The following is an 18,994-nucleotide window of genomic DNA, read 5'->3' as shown; positions in this document are numbered from 1 at the left end:
ACGGTGCGTTTCGGCCCAAATCTGGTTTACATCCGGTTCACAGCGTGACGCCTAGCGTCGCCCCATGACCCGATTCATCGCCCTCGTTGCATTGGCGACCCTGTTGGCATCGGCGTGTACGACCGCCGGCGAATCCCCGCCCGACGACTCGCCGCAACAGTGCGCGGCCACGTACGCTGACGGGCTCGATGCCTGGGCCGCCGCCGGCTTCAGCGGCACGGTCGCGATCTCGACGGGCGGCACGTTCGACTGCGTCGCCGGATACGGCGCGGCGGACCGCGACTCCGATCGTACGAACGCGCCCGACACGGTCTACAGCATCGGCTCGATCAGCAAGGCGTTCACGGCCGCAGCGATCTTCCGACTCGTCGACACCGGCAGGCTGCGACTGGGCGATCGGGCCGGAGCGATCATCCCGGCTCTGCACGGTCTGGCGTCGCGCGCCACCGTACGACAGCTGCTTCTGCACACCAGTGGGCTCACCGGCTCGATCGGTGCCGACCATGCTCCGCTCGGGCGCGAAACCGCGATCCGGCGACTCGGTCGACTGCATCGCGCGTACGCGCCCGGTTCGCATTACCTGTACTCGAACGCCGGCTACACGCTCCTCGCGCTGATCATCGACAAGCTTGCGGGTAAGGGCTACCGCGGATTCATGGCGTCGCAGGTCCTGCGGACGCCCGACGGTGTGCGGTCACGCGGCTTCTGGGACGGCGAGCCGGCGGCCCGCGGTCCGCGCGCGGTCGGCTACCTCGACGGCGGGCCGACCGAGCAGCTGGGTGACTTCGCGGGACCGCACTGGGCGCTCAGCGGCAACGGCGATCTCGCGATGACGACCCACGACCTGGCGTCGTGGACACATGCGCTGTTCGACGGCGACGTCGTCTCGCGTACGTCGACCCGGGGGATCGCCCGGGCGGGGATCGACCGCGGCGACGGGACGTCGGCGACACCGGGGTGGGTGCGGTTCCCTGCGTCCGCGTACGGCGAGCCGGTCATCGCGACCTCCGGAGGCGGTGGCGACATCGGGCACGACGCAGTCGTCGCCTGGCTTCCGCGCAGTGAGCGCGCCGTGGCGATCGCGTCCAACACCCCGGTCGTACGCGCCGAGGATCTGCTCACGGCGATCGCTCCGGCGCTCGTCGAGGGCGACCCGGTGCCGCCGCCCAAGACCCCGGCGGGGTCGGCCGACCCGGCGGAGCTCCGAGCCGCCGTGGGTACGTATCACCTCGACCCGGGCGATTCCTTCGGCGTCGCCGTGCGCGACGACGAGCTCGACATCTCGGCACACGGGCGGCGGGCCGTCGAGGCGCTGTTCCCCAGGCCCGCAAGCGTCTCCGCCGACACCGCTTCGACGCACGAGGCCGCCGTGCTCGACCTGCTGCAGGGCGCGACCGACGAGGGGCGCAAGGAACGGGAGCTGTTCGAGTCGGACTTCGGCGCGATCACCGACCTCGCGCTCTCGGGCACCGCGGTCATCGACGGCGAGCTGCGTACGTACATCACCGTCAGGACCGCGTCCGAGTCGGTGCTGGGCTGGTACGCGCTCGACGAGTCGGGCGCCATCTCGGCCGCGGAGATACCCACGGATCCTCCGCACGCGACCTTCGTGCCGGTAGGCGGGGATCGCTATCAGTCCGACGATCCGACCGGCGACGAACCCGCCGTGACGGTCACCTTCACGAAACACGACCTCGCGCTCGGCGGTCCGGACGGTACTGTTCGCGCCGAGCGGGCCGGCCGCTGAGACCTGCGAGACTCACGGCATGCGCATCCTGCTGGTGGAGGACGACGCGGACCTCGCCGACGTCGTCGCTCTCGGACTCCGCAACGAGGCGTACGCGGTGGACGTGGCGCGGTCGTACGGCGAGGCCGACGAGCTGCTGACGACGACCGAGTTCGACGTCGCGTGCATCGACCTCGGCCTGCCCGACGGCGACGGGGGCGACCTCATCTCCCGGGCCCGAATGGATGAACGACTCCGCCGACCGGGTCGGATCCTCGTACTGACCGCGCGCGACGGAGTCGCGGACCGCGTCACCGGGCTCGACGCGGGAGCGGACGACTACCTGGTCAAGCCGTTCGCGTTCGCCGAGCTGGTCGCGCGGATCCGCGCCCTCGCGCGCCGGAAGGATGCCGAGGGTACGACGTTGCGGGTGGGTGACCTCACCCTCGACCTCGCCGCACACCGTGCCTGGCGAGGCGATGCCGAGCTGGCGTTGACGGCGCGTGAGTATGCACTGCTGCGGTACTTCATGCACCACCCGGACGAGGTGCTGTCGGCCGAAGACCTGCTCGAGCACGTCTGGGACGCCAACGCCGATCCGTTCACGGCATCGGTACGCGTGATCCTCAGCCGCCTGCGCCGCAAGCTCGGCGACCCCTCGCGGATCGTGACGATCACCAACGCCGGATACGAGTTGCGGAGTACATCGTGAAGTACGGATGGCAGTCGCTGCGGGTTCAGGTGGCGGTGCTCGGGTTCCTCGCGATCTACGTCCCGGTGCTGCTGCTGTTCGGCGTCACCTCGGCGACCGAGAACGACACCGAGACCACCCGAAACGGCGAGACGGTCTCGACGACGACCTCCGACGACCCTCCGTGGCCGACCTGGACCGTGGTCGCGCTGCTACCGGTCGCCGCCGGGCTCGCGTGGTGGCTCGCGGGCCGCGCCGTGCGACCGATCGAGCGGGTACGACGAGTCGCCGAGGACATCGAGGCGTCGGACCTGAGCCGGCGGATCGATCTCGACCGCGGCCCCGCCGAGATCCGCTCGCTCGCCGACAGCTTCGACGCGATGCTCGCCCGTCTCGAGAACGCCGCACGTACGCAGAGCATGCTCATCGAGGACGCCAGCCACGAGCTTCGTACGCCGCTCGCGGTGTTGGCCACCAACGCGGACGTCCTGTTGTCGCATCCGGAACCGACCGTCGAGCTGTACCGCGAGGGCCTGCATCGTTCGCAGTCTGCCGCGACCCGGCTGCGTACGACGATCGACGAGCTCCTCGTCGATGCCCGTGGCCGCGCTCGTACGATCGACCGGCAACCGGCCGACCTGGTCGCCCTCGCGAACGAGGTCATCGGCGACGCCCGCGTACTCGCGGAGTCGAAGGACGTGCAGCTGAGCGTTGGCGGGTCAGCGTCGGCGGAGTGCTCCGTCGACGAGACGACGGTACGCCGTGCGGTGTCCAACCTGGTCGACAACGCGATCCGGCATGCACCGCCAGGCACGTCGGTTGCGGTCGAGGTGTGGACGGCCGACGGTCAGGTCGACGTGACGGTGGCCGACCACGGTCCTGGCATTCCCGCTGACGAACAGACCCGAGTCTTCGAACGTTACGGACACGGCGAAGCCGACACGCACGGAACCGGGCTCGGCCTCCCGATCGCTCGTCAGGTGGCGGCGGCGCATGGCGGCGACCTCACCCTCGAGTCGCCGGGCCCCGACGGCGACGGCTGCGTGTTCCGCCTACGCCTGCGGCGCTGACGTTACCCCGCGGATTACCATGGGCACATGGTAATCCGCGCCACTACCCAGCAAACTTGCTACCTAGCGGCGCGGTTTCCCATGGGCCCGTGGTAAACCACGCCACTACCCGGTATACCGCGGTCAGCGGAACGCAGCGAGCCCCGTCATCGCCTGGCCGACGACGAGCGTGTGCATCTCGACCGTGCCTTCGTACGTGAGCACCGACTCGAGGTTGTTGGCGTGCCGGATCACGGGGTACTCCAGCGAGATGCCGTTGGCGCCGAGGATGGTACGCGCGGTGCGGCAGATCTCGATCGCCTCACGGACGTTGTTCAGCTTGCCGAGGCTGACGTGCTCGGGCCGCAGCCGGCCGTCGTCCTTCGCGCGACCGAGGTGCAGTGCGAGGAGTACGCCCTTGGAGTACTCCAGCGCCATGTTGGCCAGCTTCTCCTGGGTGAGCTGGAACCCGGCGATCGGCTTGCCGAACTGCTCGCGCTCACCCGCGTACGACAGGGCGGCCTGGATCGACGAGCGCGCCGCACCCATCGCACCCCACACGATGCCGTAGCGCGCCTCGTTCAGGCAGGACAGTGGGCCCTTCAGCCCCGAAACCTCCGGCAGCACGGCATCGGCCGGCAGGCGTACGCCGTCGAGCACCAGCTCGCTGGTCACCGATGCCCGCAGCGACATCTTGTGCTTGATCACCGGCGCCGAGAAGCCCGGCGTATCCGTCGGCACCACGAAACCGCGGATCTTGTCGTCGGTCTGCGCCCACACGACGGCGACGTCGGCGACCGATCCGTTGGTGATCCACATCTTGCGACCGTCGAGGATCCAGTCGTCACCGTCGCGCCGCGCCCGCGTGCGCATGTTGCCGGGGTCGGACCCGTGGTCGGGCTCGGTGAGCCCGAAGCAGCCGATCAGGTCGCCCGCGGCCATCCCTGGCAGCCAGGCCTGCTTCTGCTCCTCGCTGCCCCAACGCCAGATCGCGTACATGGCAAGGGATCCCTGCACTGACACCATCGAGCGGATGCCCGAGTCGGACGCCTCCAGCTCGAGACACGCGATGCCGTACTCGGTCGCGCTCATGCCGGCGCAGCCGTAGCCCTCGAGGTGCATCCCGAGCAGGCCGAGTGCACCGAACTCCTTCGCCAGCCCGCGTACGTCGGGCAGCTCGCCCGCCTCGAACCACTCCGCGACGTACGGGTCGATCTGGTCGTCACACAACTGGCGTACGGACGAGCGCACCGCCAACTCATCGGCAGTGAGCAGGGCATCGACGCCGGCGGGGTCGAGCGGGTCGAACGCGGGCGGGGTGCTTGCAGTGCTCATGTGCTCCTCGTTCCGGCCGCCAGGAACCGGCGGACCTCGTCGTTGTGCTGCCCGAGCGTGGGCGGAGGCGTTGGTATACCAACCGTACTCCGCGAGTAGGTGGGCGCGTGCCGCACCTGTGGCGGATGATCGGGGCCGACCTCGACGGTGGGGTCGAGGCCCAGTTCACGCGCTCGTTCGATCGCGGACCCGATGTCGCCGACCTCACCCACCGGGATGTCCGCGTCGTTCAGGACGGCTTGCCAGTGCGCGGTGTCGCCGGTACGCAGCACCGACTCGAGCGCCTCCACCATCGCCGTCCGGTTGGCCACCCGCGCGGGGTTCGTGGCGAAGCGCTCGTCGTCGGCCAGCGCATCGATACCCAGCGCCTTTGCGAGCCGGCGGAACTGGCCGTCGTTGCCGCACGCCACCGCGAGAATCCCGTCGCGGCAGTGCAGCGTCTCGTACGGTGCGATCGACGGATGGCGATTGCCCATCCGGCCGGGAGCCTCACCGGTGGCGAGGTAGGCCGACGCCTGGTTCGCCAGCGAGCCGAGCAGGCTCGACAGCAGGTTCACCTCGACCCGCTGGCCGAGGCCGCTGCGCTCCCGCTCTGCGAGGGCCGCGAGGATGCCGATCACGGCGTCCTTGCCCGTGAGTACGTCGACCAGCGCGACACCGACCTTCGTCGGCTCTCCATCGGCATCCCCGGTGATGCTCATCAGGCCGCCGAGCGCCTGGACGACGAAGTCGTACCCCGAAAGGTCGGCGCCCGCCCCGCTGCCGAACCCGGTGATCGAGCAGTACACGAGGCTCGGATTGAGCCTTGCCGCGTCGTCGTACCCGAGGCCGAGCCGGTCGAGCGAACCGGTACGGAAGTTCTCGACCAACACATCGGCTCGCCGCACCAGGTCGTACGCGAGCTCGCGGTCGTCGGGGTCGGCGAGGTCGAGCTCGATGCTGCGTTTGCCGCGGTTGGCGCTCTCGAAGTACGAGCTGGACGTCTCCGTCCAGGGCGGCCCCCAGCGCCGGGTGTCGTCGCCGACCCCCTTGCGCTCGACCTTGATCACATCGGCGCCGAGGTCGGCGAGGGTCGTGGTGGCGAGCGGCCCGGCGAGAACCCGGCTGAAGTCCGCGACGACGACGCCGGAGAGCGGTGTTGTCTCCGTCATCCCTCTACGCTCTCAGGCACCCCGTCGACCCGTCGCGGCAGGCGCCACGGATTCGCGCCCTGCAAGGCCGTGGGCAGCGCGTGGTCCGGCACGCTCTGGTACGCGACCGGCCGGACGAAGCGATCCAAGGCCGCTGCACCGACCGACGTGGCGCTCGGCACCGAGGTCGACGGCCACGGGCCGCCGTGATGCTGCGCCCAGGTGTACGCGACGCCGGTCGGCCAGTCGTCGACGGCGACGCGGCCGACCTTGGCGGCGAGCATGGTGAGCAGTCGTGGCACATCGGAGTCGTCGGCGCCGCCGCTCATCACCGACGCCGCGAGCGAGCCCTGCAGTTCGTGGAGCGTACGCGTGAGGTCCTCGTCACCGTCGTACTCGGCGACGAGCGCGACCGGACCGAAGCACTCCTCGAGCAGCCGGCTACCGGCGCGGAGCGCGTCGATCGGCACCGACAACACGGTCGAGGCGACCGACCATCCCGCGTCGGGTCCGGCGACCTGCGCGACGATGCCCGCCCCGGCTTCGGTCAGCTCGGCGACGCCGGCCGCGGCCGATGTCGCGATCTGCTCGGTCAACGACCAGCCTGCCGGCGCCGACGCCGACGCCGACGCCTCGAGCGCATCACCGACGACCCGCGCGGCGCCGTACCCGGCGGGTACGAGCAGGAGCCCCGGCTTGGTGCAGAACTGCCCGGTACCGAGCGTGAACGATCCCACGAACCCGCTGGCGATCTCGGCCAGTCGCGCGGTTGCGGCGGCGGTGACGACGGCCGGGTTGACGGTGCCCATCTCCGCGAACACCGGGATGACCACCTCGCGCTCGGCGGCCGCGCGCCACAGCGCGAGTCCCCCGCGTTGGGAGCCGGTGAACGCGACTGCGGCTGTACGTGGCTCGCGTACGAGCGCGACGCCGGCGTCGAAACCCGAGACCATCGCGAACGTGCCATCGGGTGCGCCCGCCTCGGCGAGCGCCGCGGTGGCGATCGCGGCGAGCCGCGCTGAGACGCGCGGATGTGCCGGATGCCCCTTCGCGACCACCGGGCATCCCGCTGCCAACGCGGACGCGGTGTCGTTGCCCAGCAGGCCGAACGCGAACGGGAAGTTGCTCGCGCCGAACACCGCGACGGGACCGAGCGGCACGCGTACCCGCGCGAGGGAGGGGCTCGTATCAGTCGCGCGGTCGATCGTCACGCCGAGGTAGGAGCCCTCGACGGCGACGTCGGCGTAGAAGCGCAGCTGGCCGGCCACCCGAGCGACCTCCCCGGCCAGCCGGGTCTCGCCGAGCCCGGTCTCCGCGTCGGCCACATCGACCAGCTCGCCCGACGCGTTCTCCAACGCGTCGGCGACCGCGTACGACCACGCCCTGCGTTCGGCCGGCGAGGTACGCGCAAGCGTCGGCGCCGCCTCGGCCGCCACCGCGACGACGACGGGCACCTCCGCTGTCTCGGTCGTCGCGACCTCGCCGTTGGCCGAGCCGGTACGCGGGTCGCGGCTCACCTCAACGGTCATGCGAGCTCACGTACGCCCTGCTCGAGCACGGTCAACCCGTCGTCGAGAAGCTCCGGCTCGATCACGAGCGGCGGGAGCAGCCGGATCACATTGCCGAACGTGCCGCACACCAGCACGAGTACGCCCTCGGCGTGGCAGTGTGCCGCGACCTGCTTCGCGAGCTCGGGCGCCGGATCCTTCGTACCCGGCTCGATGAACTCGATCGCGAGCATCGCACCGCGGCCACGCGCCTCGCCGACCGCAGGTACGTCAGCGGCCAACGCCTGCAGGCGAGGCAATGCAACCGCTTCGATCTGCTGCGCCTTCTCGACCAAGCCGTCGCGCTCGATGGCCTCGATCGCGCCGAGCGCCGCGGCGCATGCGACCGGGTTGCCCGCGTACGTACCACCGAGCCCGCCGGGGTCGACCGCGTCCATCAGCTCGGCACGCCCGGTGACCGCCGACAGCGGCATGCCGCCGGCGAGCGCCTTGGCGGTGCACACGATGTCGGGTACGAGCCCTTCGTGCTCGGATGCGAACAGGTCGCCCGTCCGCCCGAAGCCCGTTTGCACCTCGTCGGCAACGAACACGATGCCGTGCTTGCGTGCGAACTCCTGCACACCGGGTAGGAATCCCTCGGCGGGTACGACGAAACCGCCCTCGCCCTGGATCGGCTCGGCGACGATCGCGGCGACGTTGTGCGCGCCGATCTGCGACTCGACGAGCTCCGCCAGCCTCGCCAACGCCTCCTCCGCACAACGGTCCGGGTCGCCGGGCCAGCGGTACGCGTACGCCATCGGTGCGCGATAGACCTCGGGCGCGAACGGGCCGAAACCCTCCTTGTACGGCACGTTCTTCGCCGTCATGGTCATCGTCATCAGCGTCCGACCGTGGTACGCGTGGTCGAGGACGACGACCGCGTTGCGGCCGGTCGCCGATCGCGCGATCTTGACGGCGTTCTCGACCGCCTCGGCACCGGTCGTGTAGAGCGCGGTGCGCTTCTCGTGGTCGCCGGGTGTCAGCCGGTTGAGCGCCTTCGCCACATCGACGAAGCCTTCGTACTCGGTGACCATGAAGCAGGTGTGGGTGAACCGCTCGGCCTGCTCCGTGACCCGGCGGACGACGTCCGGATGCGACGCGCCGACGCTGGTGACGGCGATACCGGCCGCGAAGTCGATCAGCTGGTTGCCGTCGACGTCGACGATGATGCCGCCGCTCGCATGGTCGACGAATATCGGCAGCACGGTGCCGAACCCGCGCGCAACCGCGCCGTCGCGGTCGGCCTGCATCTTGGCCGACCGCGGCCCCGGGATCGGCGTCTGTACGAGCCGCCGCTGTGTCGGCTGTGCCATGGTTGGGTCTCCTCAGAGCTCGACGTTCGCCATCACGTGCTTGATCCGGGTGTAGTCCTCGAGCCCGTACATCGACAGGTCCTTGCCGTACCCCGAGTGCTTGAACCCGCCGTGCGGCATCTCCGCGACGAGCGGAATGTGCGTGTTGATCCACACGCAGCCGAAGTCGAGCCGGTTCGACATCCGCATGGCCCGGCCGAAGTCCTTGGTCCACACCGACGACGCGAGCGCGTACGGGACGCCGTTCGCCTTCTGTACGGCCTCGTCCTCGTGCTGGAACGTCTGCACGGTGATGACCGGACCGAAGATCTCGTTCTGGATCAGCTCGTCCTCCTGCTCGAGGCCCGACACGACGGTCGGCTCGACGTAGAAGCCACGATCGCCCTGTCGCTTGCCGCCGGCCTCGACTCTCGCGTGGTCGGGTACGCGGGACAGGAACCCGAGCACCCGGTCGAACTGGTTGACGTTGTTCAGCGGCGGCACCAGGGCGTCCTCGTCGTCCGAGCCGTTCTCGTACGACGTCGCAGCACCCCGGGCCTGCTCCGCCAGCGCTTCGACGAACGAGTCATGGATCTCCGGCGCGACGAGTACGCGGGTGGCCGCGGTGCAGTCCTGCCCGGCGTTGAAGTACGCCGCGACGGCGATGCCCTCGGCGGCGGCCGCGATGTCGGCGTCGTCGAACACGACGACCGGTGCCTTGCCGCCGAGTTCGAGATGAACCCGCTTCAGGTCATCGGCGGCCGCCTTCGCGACCTGCATGCCCGCGCCGACCGAGCCAGTGATCGAGACCATCGCAGCCGTCTTGTGGCTGACCACCAGATTGCCGGTCGAGCGATCACCACAGACGACGTTGAAAGTACCCGTCGGCAGGAACTCCGACGCGATCTCGGCCATCAGCAGCGCGGTATGCGGCGTCGTGTCGCTCGGCTTGAGCACGATCGAGTTGCCGGCCGCGAGCGCCGGCGCGATCTTCCAGAGCGCCATCAGCATCGGGTAGTTCCACGGCGCCACCTGGCCGACGACGCCGACGGGCTCGCGGCGGATCCACGACGTGTGGCCCTCCATGTACTCCGCGCTCGCCCGCCCCTCGAGCACCCGAGCAGCCCCGGCGAAGAACCGCAGCTGGTCGAGGAACATCGGCACTTCCTCGGACTTCAGCAACGGCACCAGCTTGCCGGTGTTCTTGCTCTCGGCCGCGATCAGCTCGTCGATGCGTGCCTCGTACGCGTCCGCGATCTTGAGCAGCGCCTCCTGGCGCTGAGCGGGGGTCGTACGCCCCCAGGTCTCGAATGCCTTGGCCGCCGACTCGTACGCGAGGTCGACGTCGGCCTGGCCGGACAGCGGCGCATGGCCGTACGCCTCACCGGTCGTCGGGTCGACCAGCTCGGTACGCGCATCGTCTCGCGGGTCTACATACGCGCCGTCGACGAAGTTTTGCAGGGTGACAGTCATGGGTTCTCCGTTTCCTGGATCTCAGCGGTGGGAGTTGTTGTGGATCGCGTCCCCGTGCGGGGAGTCCTTACGGTCGTAAGGCTTCGCGACCAGCATGTACACGAGGCCGACGCCGACGACGATCGCCGCCGACAGCAGCACGATGTAGTTGTCGTACCAAGCGACATCGGGCGTACGCGGCCACGCCATGTTGACCGCGGCGAGCACCTGGTAGGTCAGCGCCGCGATGTTGATCGCGAGACCCCAGCGGCCGAGGGTGAACTTGCCCGATGGCTGCCAGCCCATGAGCCGCGCACGCAGCGCCGCGAGCACCACCATCATGAAGCCGAGGTAGATGCCGAGCGAGGCGAACGAGATGATCTTGGTGAGTGCGTCCTCGGACACCTTCGAGCCGATGATGATCACGGCAGGCACGGCCGCGGCGAGCAGCAGTGCGTACGGCGGCACGTGCCGAGCCTGCGAGAACCTCTTCAGCAGCTGGCTTCCCGGCATCATGTCGTCCCGCGAGTACGAGTAGATCAGCCGGCTGGCGGCGGCCTGCAGACTCAGCGCACAGGAGACGAACGAGACGAGAACGACCACCACGACGATCTTGAAGCCCACCGAGCCGAAGGCGTCTCGGAACACGGTCGTGACCGGATCGGCATCCTCGCCGGCGATGACGGCACCGAAGTCGGGGACGGCAAGAATGAGCGCGAGCGTGATGAACAGCGATGCGGCGCCGCCGATGTAGATCGTCATCCGCATGGCCTTCGGGATCTGGATACCCGGGTTCTTGACCTCCTCGGCGACATCGCCGCAGGCCTCGAAGCCGTAGTACAGATAGAGACCGATCAGCGCCGACGCCAGGAAGGCCGGCAAGTACGAGTCGCCGCCCGCGGCGCCGAACGAGTCGAACAGCACGCCGAGCCCGTGATGGCGCTCGGTCAGCAGCAGCCACCCACCGACCACGACCGCACCGGCCAGCTCGGCGGCGAAGCCGAAGAACGCCACCTTGGCGAGCACGCTGGTGCCGCCGAGATTGAGCACGGTGACGATGGCGATCAGGCCGATCGCGCAGGCGATCGTCACATTCACCGACGGGTCGATCCCGAGCAGCATCGCGACGAACGGCCCCGCACCGTACGTGACGCTGGCAATCGTGATGACCAGGGCGAGCATGTAGATCCAGCCCGTCATCCAGGCCCACTTACGGCCCCAGAGGCGCCGGGCCCACGGATAGACGCCACCCGAGACGGGGAACTGGGCGACGACCTCGCCGAAGACGAGGGCGACGAGCAGCTGGCCGATGCCGGCGATCACGACCGCCCAGATCATCGGCGGGCCGCCGGTGGCGAGCGCGAACGCGAACAGCGAGTAGATGCCGACGACGGGAGAGAGGTACGTGAAGCCGAGCGAGAAGTTCCCCCACAGACTCATCTCGCGTTTGAAGTCGGACTCGTAACCAAGGGACGCAAGATGGGCGTCGTCGTCATCGGGTGTGGTGTTGGTCGGGGAGGTCGTCACGGAGACTCCTAGGGGGACGGTGTGGCCTGTGACTGGTGCCACATGTTCCCGCTGAGGCTAGGGCCGCACATCCCACCGGCGTCATTGCCGAAATGTCGAATGTGTACGTTCGATCTGGGCCAGAATGGCCAGCGCACGGTCAGGTCGAAGGAGGTTCGCGATGCCGCTCACGCTGGACTGGCTGCTGGCGCGCGACGAGCTCGACCTGCGGCTCGTCACCGACACTGACCCGGCGGGCGTCGTCATCGACTGGGTCCACTCCATCGAGCTGCCCGACCCGTCACCGTGGCTCGCGGGCGGCGAGCTGGTGCTCACCGTCGGGCTCCGACTGCCTCGAGCGCGTGCCGAACAGGCGGCATACGTACGCCGGCTCTCGGAGGCGGGCGTTGCCGCCCTGGCGTTCGGCACCGGGGTCCGATTCGAGACGGTCCCGGACGCGTTGCAGCGGGCCTGCGCGGACCTCGGCGTACCACTGGTCGACGTGCCGCTGCCGACGCCGTTCGTCGCGGTGACACAGGCGATCGCGCGTCGCATCGCGGAGCTGCAGTACGAGTCGATGGAGCGGACCGTCGAGTTCCAGCGCCGGCTCACCTCGGCAGCGTTGCATGATGGTGCGCGAGGGGTCGTACGCGGGCTGGCCGACGAGCTGGGAGGCGGCGTACTCCTGCTCGACGAGCATCGGCACGCCGTCGAGTCGGAACGGTGCAGACCTGACCTCGCCGACCGGGTGCGGCGTGAGCTCGACCGTCATCCGGGCGGTGCGCGTACGTCTCTGCGGTTGGCCGACGACGACCGCTCGACCGAGATCCAGTCGCTCGGCGGGCGGGCCGACCCACGCGGATGGCTCGCGATCGACGTGACGGCAGCCATGTCGCCGACCGATCGGGTGCTGCTGAACCAGGCCGCCTCGGTGCTCACCCTGCTGCTCGACCGCCCGGCGGAGCTGCTCGCGCAACGGCGCCGGGTGGGTGCGAGCGTCCTCGACCTCCTGCTCGATCCCGCGGGCGCCGAGCGGGGCGCCGAGCATCTGCGGGCATTCGGGTTCGAGCACGACGACGACGTCGTACTCCTTGCGTGCACCGGGCTGAACGATGAGCAGGCCGACGCTGCGGCAGCGAGCCTCGATCTACTTCGCATCCCGTACGTCGCGTCGGCGCTGTCCGATGCGACGCTGGTCATCGCGGTGCGCTCCGCCGACGCCGACGGCGCGGCCGAGCATCTTGCGACGCACCTGTCGGCGGCCGGCGCCCGCGACGCGACGGTCGGCGTGAGCCCGGCCCTGCGCCAGGACGCCGTCTACGAAGGCGTGTCGGCGGCACGGTACGCGGCAGAGTCGGCGCGGTGGAGCCACACGCGCGTCGGTCGGCACGATTCCATGACGCTCGCCGGCGTCCTCGCCGACGACGAGGTACGCGGCCGCGTCACCGCGCTTGCCGCGGCGCCGATGGCTCGACTGCGCGATCACCCACGGCTGGTCGAGTCGCTGGAGGTGTTCCTGCGTACGAACGGATCGTGGGAGACCGCGTCGCGCCTGCTCGGCGTACACCGGCACACGCTTCGCAACCGGATGGCTCGGGTCGAGGAGATCACCGGCCTCAGCATGGACGTCGCCGAGAACCGGGTTGTGTTGCTCCTCGCGCTGCTGACGCGGTGACGGCATCGCCGGGACTGCCGCCGAGGTGTCCGGCGGGGCTGGTAGCGGAGGCTTGACCCTGACACCGTGGCAGACGGGAGAACGGTGACATGTTGTCCATCGGAGCCTTCGCGCAGATCGGCCAGGTGACCCACCGCATGCTGCGGCACTGGGACCGCGCCGGCCTGCTCGACCCCGCGTACGTCGACGAGTTCACGGGATACCGGTCGTACGACCCGTCCCAGCTCGATCGCCTGCACCGGATCGTCGCCCTACGACAGCTCGGCCTCAACCTCGACGACATCGGCGTGTTCCTGGCCGACGGAGTCGATACCGAGCGGCTGTCGGCGATGCTCCGAGTACGGCGAGCCGAGGTGGAGCGCGAACACGCGATCGCGTCCGCTCGACTGGTCGATGTCGAGCGGCGGCTCCGTCTCATCGAACAGGAGTCACCCATGTCCGTGGAAATCGTCGAGAAGTCCCTGCCCGCCGTCCGGCTCGCCGGCGGCACCGCCGTCGTGTCCGAGCAACCCGAGGTTGCCGGCGTCGTCGGCCCGTTGTTCGACCGGATCGCCGGCGTCATCGGATCGGAGTGCGGCAGCCTCGAGACACCGATCGCCCAGTACGACGTGGGTGAGGACGGCCTTCGCATCGTGGTCGGCTATGAGTATGACGGCGAACCCCGGCCAGGCATCGAGATCGTCGAGCTGCCAGCGGTCGAACGGGCCGCGTGTGGCGTCCACCTCGGCACGATGGACCGGATCGCACAGAGCTGGCAGGCGATCCACGCCGAGATTCTGGCGCGTGGCCTCACCCCGAACGGGCCGTTCCGCGAGCTCTACGTACGTGCGACGCCTCCCGACGACCAGTCGGGCTGGGTGACCGAACTGCAACAACCCGTCGACGCGGCGCGCTGACCGCGCACCTTGCACGGTAATGGTGCGCTGTGCATGGTGAATCCGCCGTGCACAGTGCACGTTTACCATGTAAACATGGTAAGCGTGCCAAGGCCGGTCAGGCGTGCGGGACGGATGCCGTGATGTACGTACCGTCCGCGCGGCGGACGCCGACCTGCGGCGACGAGCCAGGCCCACCGGACATTCGCGGACCCTGGTCGGCGAGCGGTACGACCATCGGCTCACCCGCGTTGACGATCACCTGCTTGCCCCGCACCGAGAGCGAAGCCGACGAACCGTCCTCGACGGTCAGCTCGACCTCCTCCTGCCGGACGTCGACGCGCACGCGCGTACCCAGCAGCGTGATCCGGTACGTGAGCGACTCCCACGACTCGGGGAGCCGCGGGTCGATCGTCATCTTGCCGTCGTAGTCGCGTAGACCGCCGAAGCCGAACGCAAGCGCACTCCATACGCCGCCGGTCGACGCGACGTGCACACCGTCGGTCGTATTGCCGTGCACGTCGACGAGGTCGACGAACAGCGCCATGTTGAAGTACCGCAACGCCAGGTCGTGGTAACCCACCTCGGCCGCGATGATCGACTGCACGACGGCCGAGAGGGTCGAGTCGCCCGTCGTGATCGGGTCGTAGTACTCGAAGTCGGCGCGCTTCTGCTCGGGCGTGAACTGGTTGCCCTGCAGGAACAACGCGAGCACGACGTCGGCCTGCTTGAGCACCTGGAACCGGTAGATGACCAGCGGGTGATAGTGCAGCAGCAGCGGGCGGTTCTCCGGCGGCGTGTTGGAGAGGTCCCACACCTCACGGTCGAGGAAGTGAAAGTCCTGCGGGTGGATGCCGAGCCGCTCGTCGTACGGAATCGCCATCGCCTCGGCGGCTCTGCGCCACTCGCCCACCTCGGACTCGTCGAAGTCGAGCCGCGCCACCATCCGTCGGTACGCCTCCGGCCAGGTATCACGTAGCCGCTCGACCGCGGCCGCCGCACGGCGCAGGTTGAAACGCGCCATCACGTTGGTGAACAGGTTGTCGTTGACCACCGCGGTGTACTCGTCGGGGCCGGTGACGCCGTGGATGTGGAACGTGCCGTCGCCGTTCGTACGCCAGAAGCCGAGGTCGGTCCACAGTCGCGCCGTCTCGACCAGGATGTCGATCGCCTCGCGCATCAGGAAGTCGTCGTCACCGGTCGCCGCGACGTACTTGCTCAACGCGTACGAGATGTCAGCGTCGATGTGGTACTGCGCGGTGCCGGCCGCGTAGTACGCGGACGCCTCTTCGCCGTTGATCGTGCGCCACGGGAACAACGCACCGCGTTGGGTCAGGTCACCGGCGCGCCTCCGCGCGGCGTCGAGCATCTGGTAGCGGAACCGCAATGCGTTTCGGGCGAGCCGCGGCGAGGTGTACGTGAGGAACGGCATCACGTACACCTCGGTGTCCCAGAAGTAGTGCCCGCCGTACCCGGAGCCGGTCACTCCCTTCGCGGGAACACCCGCGCCCTCCGCCCGAGCCGATGCCTGCGCGAGCTGGAAGAGGTTCCAGCGCAGCGCCTGCTGCACCTCGGGCTGGCCGCCGACCTCGACGTCCGTGCGCTGCCAGTACGCGTCGAACCACGACCGCTGGTCGTCGAACTGCTTGGCGATGCCCTCGTCGACGGTGCGATCGATCGTGCGGCGGCAGCGGTCGACGAGCTCGCGCACCGGAACCCCGCGGGACGTGTGGTACGTCACGACCTTGGTCAGCGCGATGGGTACGCCCGGCTTGGCCTGGACCCGAACGGTCGTCTTCGCCATGTCGTCTTCGGCGTACGTACGCACCTGGTGCGCGTTCTCGGTCTCGACGATGTGGTGCGCACCGCACGCGAGGGTCATCCCCGAGTTCGTGCACCGATAGCCGAGGACCATCTGGCCGCCGTCGGCCTCCCGGAACTGCGGCTGCAGCACGCGACCGTTGAACCGCGACGCGCGTCGGGGGTCCATGCCCTCGCCCATCGCGGCGGCGCGTACGTGGTATTCGTCCTCGCCGTCCTGCCGGTTGAGGATCTGCGACGAGATCACGACCGGCGCCGCGTCGTCGAGCAGCGTCACCTCGAACGTCATCACGGCCAGGTGGCGCTGCGTCATCGAGACCATCCGGCGCGAACGTACGCTGACCCGCTTGCCCCCGGGCGTACGCCAGACGAGATCGCGGCCGAGCACACCGGTCGCGAAGTCGAGCGTCCGCTCGTAGTCGATCAGGTCGGCGACCGGGAGCAGCAGCGGCTCGTCGTCGACGTAGAGCCTGATCACCTTGGCGTCCGGCACGTTGACGATCGTCTGCCCGACCTTCGCGAAGCCGAACGCCTCCTCGGCGTGATGGATCGGCCACGTCTCGTGGAAGCCGTTGACGAAGGTGCCGTGCATGTGGCTCTCGCGACCCTCGGGCACGTTGCCGCGCATGCCGAGATAGCCGTTGCCCACCGAGAAGATCGTCTCGGTCGGCCCCAGGTCGTCCGCGTTGAACACGGTCTCGCGCAGGCGCCACTGGTCGACCGGAAACCTGTTCCGGTCGAGTGGATCGCCGACGGGCGGCGGCGTGTGCGAAGCCCCGATGTTCACTGAATCAACTCTCCGAGATCACTGACGACGATATCGGCTCCGGCGTCGCGTAGCGCGTCGGCGCCCGCACCGCGGTCGACGCCGATGACGAGTCCGAATGCTCCGTCCTTACCGGCCGCGACTCCGGACAGCGCGTCCTCCACCACGACGGAGTGCGCGCTGTCGCTGCCGAGCTGTCGAGCGGCGAACTGGAAGGTCTCGGGCGACGGTTTGCCATGCAGGTGCTGCTCCGCGGCCACCCTGCCGTCGACGACGACCTCGAACCGGTCGGCGATGCCGGCCGCCGCGAGGACTGCCGGTGCGTTGCGCGAGCTCGACACGACGGCGACCTTCGTACGTCGCTCGGCGAGCTCGTCGAGGTAGCGAACGGAGCCCGGGTACGGCTCGACGCCCTCCTCGGCGAGGATCACGGAGAACAGCTCGTCCTTGCGGTTGCCGAGCCCACAAACCGTCTCGCGGTCGACGGCGTCGCTCGGCTCGCCCTCGGGAAGGTCGATGGAGCGCGACTGCAGGAACGAGCGCACACCGTCGTAGCGCGGCTTGCCGTCGATGTACGCGAAGTAGTCGCCGGTCTCGTACGGTCGCTCGCCCCGCGCTGACAGGAAGTCGGTGAACATCTGCTCCCACGCGTGCATGTGCACGTCGGCGGTCGGCGTGAGCACGCCGTCGAGGTCGAACAGGACGGCGTCGGATTCCTGCCAATTCACACGAGAAGCGTAGGGCCTCCCGGTGCGAATCGTGGAAGCGGCGTCCCGACGTCTCGACAGTTGGCGGATGAAAGGATCGATGGGTACGAAACGAGCGAAGGGTACGGGCCGATGACGAGTCGGATGTCAGCCGAGATCGCCGAGCAGCCACAGGCGCTCGCGCGTACGTTGGAGAATCTCCTTCCACGCTGCGACGACATCGCCCGGCTCGCCGACGGACGCGGGCATGTGCTGCTGGTTGCGCGCGGATCGTCGGACAACGCGGCGGTGTACGCGCGGTACCTGATCGAGACGACATGTGGGCTCTCCGCCGCGCTCGCTGCACCGAGCGTCGCGACGCACTATGTCGGCGAACGTGACCTGTCCGACACGCTCGTCGTTTCGATCAGCCAGTCGGGTGAGACCGAGGAGATCGTCGCGACCCAGGCGTGGGCACACGAGCGTGGTGGCGCCACCGTCGCGATCGCGAACGTCGCCGACAGCCGCCTCGTACGCGAGGCCGACCTCGCGCTCGTGACACAGGCGGGCCCCGAGCTCGCCGTGCCGGCCACGAAGTCGTACCTCACCCAGCTCGCCGCGCTCGCGGTCGTCGCCGTCGCGCTGGCTCCCGATGACACGACGCTGCGATCCGGGCTGCAGGGAGCTTCCGCCGAGGTGGAACGACTCCTCGGCACGGCGACCGACCACGCGGTCGACATCCTGGCCGGCGCGGGCGACGTACTGGTGACCGGGCGCGGCATCGTTCTCGGCACTGCGCTGGAGACCGCCCTGAAGTTCGAGGAGACCTGCCTGCGCCCGGTGCGCGGGCTCTCGTACGCCGACCTGCGGCACGGACCGATCGCGATCGTCGACCCCGACGTGGTCGCAGTGCTCGTTGCCGCGGGTGACGGGCCGCTCGTCGACGGCATGGCGGCACTCGCCGGCGATCTCCGCGAGCGCGGTGCCGCAGTGCTCGGGATCGGCGGCGACGCTGCGTTCCGGGACGCCTGCGACGCCTGCCTTCCCGGCCCTGCGCTGCCGGAGGCGCTCGCGCCGCTCGGGCTGATCGTTCCCGCCCAGCTCACGATCGAGTCGCTCGCGCGTACGCTCGGGCTCGACCCCGACGCACCGCGTGGGCTTTCGAAGGTCACGCGTACCGACGCCGAGCGATAAGGTCACCTGGACGCCATCGCCGTGTCGAGAATGGCGCCGATTGGTTCGCGGCGCTCGACGAATGGGGCGCGCCCGACCGCGCGTACCGCGAGATCGCCGACTGGCTCACGGGCCAAGGCGTCACCGACTGGTGGGCCCAGAAGCTGATCGTCGAGTACGAGCAGAACCGGGGACTGCGAAAGCCCGGCGCGTGACCCGACGGCACCTTCGCCGGCGGCGCGAGCAAGACCCTCGCAGTCAGCGCCGACC

14 protein-coding genes are annotated in these 18,994 nt (G+C 69.4%); 6 read left to right on the top strand and 8 right to left on the bottom strand.

Going from position 1 to position 18,994, the window contains the following annotated elements; translation table 11 throughout:
- Positions 1-64 precede the first annotated feature (64 nt).
- Genes L0C25_RS11090 through L0C25_RS11080 form a run of 3 tightly spaced genes read left to right on the top strand, consistent with a single transcriptional unit; the run spans position 65 to position 3,487 of the window.
- Positions 65-1,747 carry a serine hydrolase domain-containing protein gene (locus tag L0C25_RS11090; protein WP_271636556.1) on the top strand — a complete coding sequence of 561 codons (1,683 nt, stop codon included), beginning with the start codon at positions 65-67 and terminating at the stop codon, positions 1,745-1,747.
- Positions 1,748-1,766: 19 nt separating this feature from the next.
- Positions 1,767-2,438 (top strand): response regulator transcription factor, encoded by a 672-nt coding sequence (locus L0C25_RS11085; protein WP_271636555.1) that lies wholly within the window; start codon positions 1,767-1,769, stop codon positions 2,436-2,438.
- Positions 2,435-3,487, top strand: a complete 1,053-nt coding sequence (locus L0C25_RS11080; RefSeq protein WP_271636554.1) for a HAMP domain-containing sensor histidine kinase — start codon at positions 2,435-2,437, stop codon at positions 3,485-3,487. The genes L0C25_RS11085 and L0C25_RS11080 overlap by 4 nt, the downstream gene beginning before the upstream one ends.
- A 123-nt stretch (positions 3,488-3,610) precedes the next feature.
- Here L0C25_RS11080 and L0C25_RS11075 read toward each other — a convergent pair whose 3' ends face one another.
- From L0C25_RS11075 to L0C25_RS11050, 6 genes are read right to left on the bottom strand one after another with little or no spacing between them, the layout of a single operon-like run.
- Positions 3,611-4,801, bottom strand: coding sequence for an acyl-CoA dehydrogenase family protein (locus L0C25_RS11075; RefSeq protein ID WP_271636553.1), 1,191 nt, complete (start codon positions 4,799-4,801; stop codon positions 3,611-3,613).
- Positions 4,798-5,952, bottom strand: a complete 1,155-nt coding sequence (locus tag L0C25_RS11070; protein ID WP_271636552.1) for a CaiB/BaiF CoA transferase family protein — start codon at positions 5,950-5,952, stop codon at positions 4,798-4,800. The genes L0C25_RS11075 and L0C25_RS11070 overlap by 4 nt, the downstream gene beginning before the upstream one ends.
- A complete protein-coding gene (locus L0C25_RS11065; protein WP_271636551.1) occupies positions 5,949-7,460 on the bottom strand; it encodes an aldehyde dehydrogenase family protein in 1,512 nt (503 codons plus the stop codon). Before L0C25_RS11065 ends, L0C25_RS11070 begins: the two co-directional genes overlap by 4 nt.
- Positions 7,457-8,791 carry a 4-aminobutyrate--2-oxoglutarate transaminase gene (gabT, locus tag L0C25_RS11060; protein WP_271636550.1) on the bottom strand — a complete coding sequence of 445 codons (1,335 nt, stop codon included), beginning with the start codon at positions 8,789-8,791 and terminating at the stop codon, positions 7,457-7,459. Before gabT ends, L0C25_RS11065 begins: the two co-directional genes overlap by 4 nt.
- Before the next feature lie 12 nt (positions 8,792-8,803).
- A complete protein-coding gene (locus L0C25_RS11055) occupies positions 8,804-10,243 on the bottom strand; it encodes a gamma-aminobutyraldehyde dehydrogenase (RefSeq protein ID WP_271636549.1) in 1,440 nt (479 codons plus the stop codon).
- A 21-nt stretch (positions 10,244-10,264) separates the two neighbouring features.
- Complete coding sequence (locus L0C25_RS11050) at positions 10,265-11,749, bottom strand: APC family permease (RefSeq protein ID WP_271636548.1); 1,485 nt, start codon at positions 11,747-11,749, stop codon at positions 10,265-10,267.
- Between the two features lie 160 nt (positions 11,750-11,909).
- On the opposite strand from L0C25_RS11050, the gene L0C25_RS11045 reads away from it, so the two are divergent.
- Together L0C25_RS11045 and L0C25_RS11040 are read left to right on the top strand one after the other, a co-directional pair.
- Positions 11,910-13,403 carry a PucR family transcriptional regulator gene (locus tag L0C25_RS11045; protein WP_271636547.1) on the top strand — a complete coding sequence of 498 codons (1,494 nt, stop codon included), beginning with the start codon at positions 11,910-11,912 and terminating at the stop codon, positions 13,401-13,403.
- An 89-nt stretch (positions 13,404-13,492) separates the two neighbouring features.
- Positions 13,493-14,299 carry a MerR family transcriptional regulator gene (locus L0C25_RS11040; protein ID WP_271636546.1) on the top strand — a complete coding sequence of 269 codons (807 nt, stop codon included), beginning with the start codon at positions 13,493-13,495 and terminating at the stop codon, positions 14,297-14,299.
- 97 nt (positions 14,300-14,396) lie between these two features.
- On the opposite strand, the gene L0C25_RS11035 is transcribed toward L0C25_RS11040, so the two are convergent.
- Positions 14,397-16,886: a glycoside hydrolase family 65 protein gene (locus L0C25_RS11035; protein ID WP_271636545.1), complete on the bottom strand. Its 2,490-nt coding sequence runs from the start codon at positions 16,884-16,886 to the stop codon at positions 14,397-14,399.
- A complete protein-coding gene (locus tag L0C25_RS11030) occupies positions 16,883-17,593 on the bottom strand; it encodes an HAD family hydrolase (protein ID WP_271636544.1) in 711 nt (236 codons plus the stop codon). The genes L0C25_RS11035 and L0C25_RS11030 overlap by 4 nt, the downstream gene beginning before the upstream one ends.
- Positions 17,594-17,716: 123 nt before the next feature.
- Here L0C25_RS11030 and L0C25_RS11025 point away from each other — a divergent pair, with 123 nt between their 5' ends.
- Entirely contained in the window at positions 17,717-18,745 is a 1,029-nt protein-coding gene (locus tag L0C25_RS11025) for an SIS domain-containing protein (RefSeq protein WP_271636543.1), read from the top strand.
- The last annotated feature ends 249 nt before the right edge of the window (positions 18,746-18,994 follow it).

This window comes from Solicola gregarius, assembly GCF_025790165.1.
In the GTDB taxonomy this organism is placed as follows: domain Bacteria; phylum Actinomycetota; class Actinomycetes; order Propionibacteriales; family Nocardioidaceae; genus Solicola; species Solicola gregarius.
Note: the sequence above shows the minus strand (reverse complement) of the source record. Positions and strands in the feature narration are given on the sequence as shown.